Here is a 7,258-nt window from a genome sequence, read left to right on the forward strand (position 1 = left end):
CTCAGGCCGGGTCCGCCCGGGGGGCGGGATCGGCCGGGTTGGAACCGGCCGGATCGGGGGCGGGATCGACGATCAGGTCCGCCTCGCGCTCGGCCAGGGATTCCTCGCGCGCCTCGGCCAGGGCCTGCTCGGGATCGATCTCCACCCCCAGATAGGCGGCCATGGCGGCGATCAGGCGCACCGCCTCGGCCCGGGGCAGCAGGCCCTCGGCGACCGCCGCCGCCACCGCCGAAACCACCTGGGCCAGGGCCGCCGAGAAGCGCGACACGTCCTGGGCCACCAGTTCGGGGAACTCGATCTTGGGTTTCCAGGCGCCGTCGCCCCGGTCCAGTGTGCGGCCGCGCGCCGCCAGGCGCTGGGTCAGGGCGTAACGGCAGACCCGTTCCAGCATCCGCTTCAGGGTCTGCTGACGCATGGTCAGCATCTTGTAGGCCGGGGCGCCCATCTCCCCGGCGGTCGCCCGGTTGACGTCCCCGCCGCCGCCGTACCAGTGCTCGGGCAGGCCCTGGGCCCCCATGGCGTGCAGCCGGAACAGGCGGGCGGCGGTCTCGCCATCCTCCGCCTTGATATCGGGCGAGCGGGTTTCCCAGCTTTCGTTCTCGTTGTGCACCCGCGCCCCGGCGGTGTGCGGCACCTTGAGGGCGGCGGCGCGTTGTTCGACCTCTTCCTGGGTCGCCCCGGTCAGGGTGACGTCCCAGATGAAGGCGCGCATGTAATCGGCCCGCTCAAGCTCGCCAAACAGGAACTGGTCCAAGGCGTCGATCCAGTCGGCGGCGGCCAACAGGTCCGAGCGCCCGCGCTGCCCGCACATCAGATCGTTGACCCGGAAATAGAAACAGTCCCCGGAATCGAAGGTGCGGCGCAGGGCCACCGTGCCCGGGGCGAACAGGTCCTCGTCGGCACCCTCGTAAAGGATGCGGTAGCGCCGCTTGCGCTGGCAGGCATCGGGCCGGGTGATGATGCCGATCTGCACCGCGCTGTTTTCCGGATCGCAGACCACGTCCTCGACGTCCGAGGGGTCCAGGTAGGCCAGCCGGACATGGCCGTCGATGCCGACGAACACCGGCCAGATTTGTTCGCCGAACAGGGCCAGCTCGCGGGCCCGGGTGATCAGGGTGGCGTCCAGGTCGGTGATCGGATCGTCCCAGAAATCGTCCAGCCAGGCCTGCGCCTGCGGGTCTTCCGCCTTGGCCCGCACCCCCTCGGCCAACAGGAAGGCCAGCGAGACCTCGACCATCCAGTGGCCGAGCGGCGTGGACTCCCACAACCCCATGGCCACCCGCTGCATCCGGGTCTGGGTCATGGGCAGCAGGTCGCGCGGATCGCTGCCCCCGGTCAGGCGGCGGAAGCCGGGCTCGTCGCGCGGGTCGCGGTTGGTCCCGGCGGCCTCGCGGGCCGGGGCGGTGGCGGGGGGCGGGCGGCGGAACAGGTTGAACAGCTTCAAGGTCGATCTCCCATCAGGCGCCGGCGCCCGGGGCGGGCGCGGGCGCCATAGCGCGCGGCGAGAGAGCCCATGCGGCCGGCCCGCGCGGCCCGTCCGGTGGCGGCTTCGGGATCGCCATCCCCCGCCCGACGGGCGTTGGCGCCCGCCCCGGCGCCGACCCCCATGGCCAGGCGGAACAGCATTTCCAGGCCGTCCGGGCCGTCGTCGTGATCGGCGTTGGGAAAGTGGGTCAGCTGCTCGATCAGGGTCTTCTGGCTCGCATGCAGCAGGATGATGCCGGCGGTGACGTAGGGTTGCAGGGCCTCGATGCGCAGCACCTTGTCGGTATGGGGAATCACCGGCACGGCGGGCACCGGCACCCCGCGCTCGATGGCGCGGGCCAGCAACTGGGTGCGCAAGAACTCCTGGAACTGCACCGCCTCCACCGCCCACTTCTGGCAGCCGTAGGCCCGTTGCAGCTCGATCACGTCGTTGATGATGCGGTCCGGCAGGCGCTTGCGGATCTGTGCCTCGACCACGAACAGGCGGCCGTTCTCCACATCCCGCGCCCCGACCAGCAGGGCCGAGGGATCACGGGTCCGCCCGGCCCGGCCCAGCGACGGGTCGCAGGCCCCGAAGTGCGCCCACTGACGCATCAGGGCCGGCGCCTCGGTCCAATAGGTGATCCGCTCGAAGGTGGCGTCGGCCTCGGTCGGGTTGTTCTGGTGCTCGCTGGCGAAGGCGGCCAGGCCGACCCGCAGGCGGATTTGCATCAGCAGGGCCAGCGGCTGGACCGCCGGCCACAGCACGCGGGCCCCCCGGTGCATGGCCCGGTGATGCCGGGCCAGGAAGGCCTCGGCCGCCGCCGGCCCCTGGTTGCGGTAAAGCTCCTCCCAGCGGTCCCACAGGTCCATCCGCTCGGGCCACTCGACGATGGCGCGGAAGGTGACCGCCCGCCAGGCCGGGTTGGCCAGCTTGCGGGCCAGCACGGAATCGACGTGCAGCACGGTGCCCACGTAGACCATGTCCATCGAGCCGTCGGGCGGGCCCAGCGGCTCCACCGCCCGGTCGATCCAGGCTTCCCGCTTGTCGCGCTGGTCCGGCGAGCGGACGTTCTCATCGTTCTCGATATCGTCCAGGATCACCAGATCAGGCCGCTGGCTGCCGTGCCGGGCGCCGCGAATGCGCTTGCCGGCGCCGCCCGCCTGGATCTTGGCCCCGCCGGCGGTGACGATCACCCCGACCTGCCACACCGGCCCGCCGCCGCAACCCTGGGGAAAGTCGTGGGCCAGGCGCGGGTTGTCGGTCAGCTCGGTCTTGATGCCCTCCAGCATCATCGCCGCCACCTCGATGGCGTCCGAGAGGATCAGGGGATAGCGCCGCCGCCGGGTGAGGACGCACCACAGCACGAACAACTCGGTCCAATAGGTGCTTTTGGCGTTGCCGCGCGGGGCGGCTTCCACCTCGCGCGCACCGCCCGGCCCGTCGGCGATCTCCTGGCCCCGGCTGAAGATGTAGGCGTGAAAGGCGCTGGGTTCGGCCCGCCCCCGGTGCGGGAAGTAGGTGCGGCAGAAAGCGCCGAAGGAGGCCTTGGTTTCGGCGGCGCGGGCGCGGGTGGCCGGGGGGCTGGTGTCGAAATCGCCCAGATCGGCGGCGGCCGCGATCTCGTCGCGCAGCCCCTGGGCGAACTCGGCGATGGCCTCCAGGAAGTCGCCCGAGCCCCATTTCGCCTCGGTCTTGAACCGCCGACCCATGGCTTCACCCGTACCGGCGGGCCACGTCGGCCGCAAAGGGCTCGAGGATCTCCAAAAGGGCGTCCACGTGCTCGGGGAAGTCGCGGCGCACGAAGCCGGCCAGATCGCGCAGCAGCTCATTGGCCACCGCGAAGCGGTGCAGCTCGGGGCTGGCCTTGGCCACCGCGTTCATGGTCTTGGTGAAGGCGTCGGCGAGGCGCGACAGCCCCTCGGCGCGGGCCATGGGGCTGATGTCGGCGTCCTCGCGCAACCCCTCGACGGTGGCCTGATACATGGCCAGGAAGTCGGTCAACACCAACTGGGCGATGGTCCCGGCGCCCTCGCGCGACAGGGCGGTGGCGGCGCGCGCCTTGTCCCAGTCGTCGCCGGTGGCCGCGTCCTGGGCCTTCCAGCGGCGCACCGTGGCCGCGCCCAACTCCAGGCGCGCGGCCACCGCGTCCAGCGGCAGGCGCTCGAAGACGTAGGCGGCACGGGCGGCGGCGCGGGTCTCCGGGGGATGGGCCATGTCAGCCCTCCAGGGTCAGGCGGGCGGTGGCGGCGGCCAGCTTCATGGCCGTTTCGCGGCTGGGGGCGCGCACCCCGTCGACCCGGGCCCGGCCCAGGGCCACCGCCCGGCCGAGCTCGGTCAGCGCCCAGTCGGCGCCGAGCAGACCGGCCTCGATCAGCCAGGCCCGTTGGGTTTCGGTGTCCTGCGGCCCCAGGGCCAGGGAGACCCCGGCCAGGGCGCTGGACATGGCGGCGGCGGTCATCGGCGGGGCGATCCCGGCCACGTCGGCCAGGCCGAGCGCCACCTCGCGCCCCCGGGTCAGCAGGGCGGCCCCCTGGGGCGCGCCGTCGGGGCCGGGCTCCAGGTGCACCAGACCGGCGTCGGCCAGCCAGGAGAGGTCGCCCAGCACCTGGGCGCGGGGCGCGGTGATCAATTCGGCCAGCAGGGAGAGACTGGCCATGTCCCCCGGCAGCCCGTGCAGGCCGCGCAGCAGGTCGCGGCGCCGGACGGCGGCCGCCGGAACCCCGGCCAGGACGATCAGCATGGCCAGCCGCACGTGGGCCAGCCAGGAGGCCGGAGCGTCAGACATCGCGCCCTCCCGGTCGGGTCTTGACGGCCCGCGCCTCGGCCAGCTCGTGCGAGGTCAACGCGAAGACGTTCTCACGCAGCCACTCCAGCGCCCCGGCCTGGCCTTTGAGGGTTTCACTGATGGCGGCCAGGGATTCCGCCTGCCGCCCCACCGCGTCGGCGAGGCGCGCCATCTCGTGGCGCGTCGGCAGGTCCCCGATCTGCTGCTCCAGGCGCTGGAAGCGCGCGTCGCCGGCGTCCAGCCGTGCGTGGGCCTCGGTCAGGGTGTTCTGCAGCGCCGTCACCACCTCGCGCACGCCGGCGTGTTCGACGCGGGTGACGAAGACCCGGCGCAGCCGGGCGATCAGCACCGCCAGGACAATGGTGGCGAGCGCCGTGGCCAGGGCGCCGATCAGCGGCGCCACCCGACTGATCGCCTCGGCGATGCCCAGCCAGTTTCCGAAATCCAAGGGAGCCTCCCGTCAGGCCGGCCCGGCGGCCGACCGCGTGCGTTCGAGGTCCAGCAGGTGGCGCAGCAGGGCGGCCTGTTGGGCCGGCGTCGGGTCCTCGCCGTTGATCACCGTGTCGCGCAGGGCGCGCAGGCTTTCCAGCAGCTCAGGCATCCCCTCGGCCAGCTTCAGGGTGACGTTGAGCAGGGTAAGGATGGTGGCGGCGTTCATGGCGCGACCCCCGCGTCCAGGGCCGGGGAGGGGCCGAGATCGGCCAGCAGGTCCTGGAAGGTGGCCAGCGCCGTGCGGGCGGCGGCCAGGGTCAGGGCCACCGTGGCGTCATCGGCCGGGGTGCAGCGGGGCGCGCCGGGATCGCCGACCGCTTCCGGGCAGACCGTCTCCACCGCCTCGATCAGGGCCAGCCGGGCCCGCTCGCTGGCCAGATCGATGCGCGCCGCCGTGGCCGCGTCGATCCCCGCCGGCGCCGCTTCCCGCCAGGCCCGCCAGGCGGTCTCGCTGGCGTGGTAGGCGTGGCCCAGGGCGTGCACCGTCCGGTTGGCGCTGGGCGCGGCGCAGGCCGCCAGGCCGCCGGCCATCAGGCCGCTCAACAGGATCAGGACGGCCAGCCGGCCGCCGGCCCGGGGCGGTCGGTCGGCGCGGCCCAGCCGGCGCGTCGCCTTGATCCGCCCATAGAGGGTCAGGACGGTGCCCAGCGCCCCGCCCAGGGTGACCAGCGCGGTGGTCAGCTCGGAGCGCAACTCAGGGGTCAGCTCCAGCCCGATCTGGCCCAGCAGCAGGGCGAGCAGCGTCACCAGCGCCCCCCACACGGTGCGCGAGCGGTACCAGGCCTTGGAGGTCTCTTCCATGGCGGGCCTCATTCGATGTCGTTGAAGAACAGGTGCCGGCCGATGCGGGCCGACGGGCGGTGGCCCTGGGCCCAGGGCGGCGCCACGGCGGTGTTGTGGTAGTGGGTCGCCCCGCCGGTCGGGTCCTCGGCAAAGCCGTCCCGGCCATCGACCACGCCGCAGGCGACCATCATCGCCCGGCGGAAGGCGGGGGTGGCCAGGGTCAGGTCATTGAGCAGCACGCGGTTGGGGTCGTCGGTGTTCCAGCACGAGAACTGCCAGGGCCGGCGGCAGACGGCGGTCAGGGTATGATCGGGCTCCGACCACCAGCCCGGCCGGCGGGCCCGGTTGACCACCACGTGGGCCACCGCGACCAGCCCGGCCAGCGGTTCGCCCCGCGCCTCGCCCCACAGGGTGCGGGCCAGGGTTTCCACGTCGCCGGCGCAGGGCGTTTGGCCGGCGCAGGGCGGTTGGATGGCGGGGCTTGGGGACATGGGCGGGGCCTCCCGGGCGGCGACGGGAGGCCAGAATGAGCGCAACCGAGCGCCCGGGCGACCTGAAGGGCTTCAGGCCTGGGGCGGCGGGGGCTGGTGGCAGAGGCCAAACAGGTCCGGTTGGGCGGGCTCCGGATCGCCCACCATCCGGGCCTGGCGCAGCACCTGATAGACCCGGGTTTCGGTGACCCCGACCGTCCGCGCGATGCGGGCCCGGGGCCAGCCCTGACCGGCCAGGGTGAGGATTGTCGCCCGCCGGCTGGCGATGCGGCAAGAGGGCACCTGCACCGGCCCGCCGCCGCAGCGCTCGACCAGCACCGCGAACCGCTCATGGCCCAGGGCGACCGCCAGCGGATGGTCGGGGCGGGGGCGCTTGGGCACGTAGACGTTCTCCCCGCCCCGCGCCCGCACCAGGGCGGCGGCCACCTCGGGACCGAGGTCCTCGATCAGGTCCAGATAGGCCTGGGGGACGGGGCGGGGAGTCACCTTGGGGCGGGGGGTCACCTTTGGGGGTCTCCCCCGTCCCGCGCCGTCAGGCGGCCGCGCCACAGCTTCAGCGCCTCGATGCAGCCCTGCGCCTGTTCGACCGTCAGCCAATCCGGGTCATCGACGCCGGTCTGACGGCGCACCCAGGCCCGGCAGGCGCGCGACAGGTCGCTGGAGGAAACCGCCCCGGCCTCGGCCAGCCCGCGCCACAGACCGAAGATCAAGCGCACGTCCGGGCGGTCGGACGGCCGCCGGGCGCCCCGGCCGCCGCCACCGCGGGGCCGCCAGCCGAGGCGCCGGTACTCGTCGAGCACGGCCCCCACCTGGGCCGACGTCAGCCCCTTGGCCGACCGCTGGCCGGTGATCCGCTCGAGCAGATCGCGCCGCGCCTCGTCGGACAGCCCCAGTTCCTTGGCCCCCAGGTGGAGACAGGCCAGCGCGGCCTTGCGGGTGCTCATCGCTTCCGACCTCCCCCCACATGCCAGCCGCCGCAGAAACGGCAGCGATACAGCCGCCGGCCCGGCCGCCGCCGCGCCGCCCGCCAGGCCAGACAGGGCGACTGAAACCGCGCCTTGCCCCGGCACTCGGCGGCGTGGGAACCGGGATGAACAACGGCCCGCGTGCGTTTCATGGGGCATCTCCTGGAAACAGGTTCGCTTGGTCGCCCCAGCAGTCCCAGCCGGGGCGGGTTTCGCGGGCGAACAGCTCGCAGTAGGGTCCAGCCGTCAGGCGCTCCAGCGAGTCGTGCAGCGC

General features: G+C 73.4%; 10 protein-coding genes. All 10 read right to left on the reverse strand.

Annotation, left to right across the window (positions count from 1 at the left end):
• Position 1 precedes the first annotated feature (1 nt).
• Complete coding sequence (locus BLR95_RS13660; RefSeq protein ID WP_092621281.1) at positions 2-1,444, reverse strand: hypothetical protein; 1,443 nt, start codon at positions 1,442-1,444, stop codon at positions 2-4.
• The gene (gene terL, locus BLR95_RS13665) at positions 1,441-3,177 is read right to left on the reverse strand and encodes a phage terminase large subunit (protein ID WP_092621284.1); all 1,737 of its coding nucleotides are present in this window, start codon (positions 3,175-3,177) and stop codon (positions 1,441-1,443) included. Before terL ends, BLR95_RS13660 begins: the two co-directional genes overlap by 4 nt.
• A gap of 4 nt (positions 3,178-3,181) precedes the next feature.
• Positions 3,182-3,682 (reverse strand): DUF1804 family protein, encoded by a 501-nt coding sequence (locus BLR95_RS13670; protein WP_092621287.1) that lies wholly within the window; start codon positions 3,680-3,682, stop codon positions 3,182-3,184.
• A 1-nt stretch (position 3,683) separates the two neighbouring features.
• Positions 3,684-4,253: a hypothetical protein gene (locus tag BLR95_RS13675; protein WP_092621290.1), complete on the reverse strand. Its 570-nt coding sequence runs from the start codon at positions 4,251-4,253 to the stop codon at positions 3,684-3,686.
• Complete coding sequence (locus tag BLR95_RS13680; protein ID WP_092621293.1) at positions 4,246-4,701, reverse strand: hypothetical protein; 456 nt, start codon at positions 4,699-4,701, stop codon at positions 4,246-4,248. The genes BLR95_RS13675 and BLR95_RS13680 overlap by 8 nt, the downstream gene beginning before the upstream one ends.
• Positions 4,702-4,713: 12 nt before the next feature.
• A complete protein-coding gene (locus BLR95_RS13685) occupies positions 4,714-4,911 on the reverse strand; it encodes a hypothetical protein (RefSeq protein ID WP_092621295.1) in 198 nt (65 codons plus the stop codon).
• On the reverse strand, positions 4,908-5,546 hold the full coding sequence (locus BLR95_RS15840) for a hypothetical protein (RefSeq protein WP_176787873.1): 639 nt from the start codon (positions 5,544-5,546) through the stop codon (positions 4,908-4,910). The genes BLR95_RS13685 and BLR95_RS15840 overlap by 4 nt, the downstream gene beginning before the upstream one ends.
• 8 nt (positions 5,547-5,554) lie before the next feature.
• Complete coding sequence (locus tag BLR95_RS13695; protein WP_092621298.1) at positions 5,555-6,019, reverse strand: cell wall hydrolase; 465 nt, start codon at positions 6,017-6,019, stop codon at positions 5,555-5,557.
• Between the two features lie 72 nt (positions 6,020-6,091).
• Positions 6,092-6,523, reverse strand: a complete 432-nt coding sequence (locus BLR95_RS13700; protein ID WP_092621301.1) for a helix-turn-helix domain-containing protein — start codon at positions 6,521-6,523, stop codon at positions 6,092-6,094.
• Complete coding sequence (locus BLR95_RS13705; RefSeq protein ID WP_176787875.1) at positions 6,520-6,963, reverse strand: regulatory protein GemA; 444 nt, start codon at positions 6,961-6,963, stop codon at positions 6,520-6,522. Before BLR95_RS13705 ends, BLR95_RS13700 begins: the two co-directional genes overlap by 4 nt.
• Between the last annotated feature and the right edge of the window lie 295 nt (positions 6,964-7,258).

It is taken from the genome of Roseospirillum parvum (assembly GCF_900100455.1).
GTDB lineage: Bacteria > Pseudomonadota > Alphaproteobacteria > Rhodospirillales > Rhodospirillaceae > Roseospirillum > Roseospirillum parvum.

Coding starts and splice junctions, on each gene's coding strand:
- terL (WP_092621284.1), bottom strand. CDS start 3,177: ATGGGTCGGCGGTTCAAGACCGAGGCGAAATGGGGCTCGGGCGACTTC.
- BLR95_RS13670 (WP_092621287.1), bottom strand. CDS start 3,682: ATGGCCCATCCCCCGGAGACCCGCGCCGCCGCCCGTGCCGCCTACGTC.
- BLR95_RS13675 (WP_092621290.1), bottom strand. CDS start 4,253: ATGTCTGACGCTCCGGCCTCCTGGCTGGCCCACGTGCGGCTGGCCATG.
- BLR95_RS13685 (WP_092621295.1), bottom strand. CDS start 4,911: ATGAACGCCGCCACCATCCTTACCCTGCTCAACGTCACCCTGAAGCTG.
- BLR95_RS15840 (WP_176787873.1), bottom strand. CDS start 5,546: ATGGAAGAGACCTCCAAGGCCTGGTACCGCTCGCGCACCGTGTGGGGG.
- BLR95_RS13695 (WP_092621298.1), bottom strand. CDS start 6,019: ATGTCCCCAAGCCCCGCCATCCAACCGCCCTGCGCCGGCCAAACGCCC.
- BLR95_RS13705 (WP_176787875.1), bottom strand. CDS start 6,963: ATGAGCACCCGCAAGGCCGCGCTGGCCTGTCTCCACCTGGGGGCCAAG.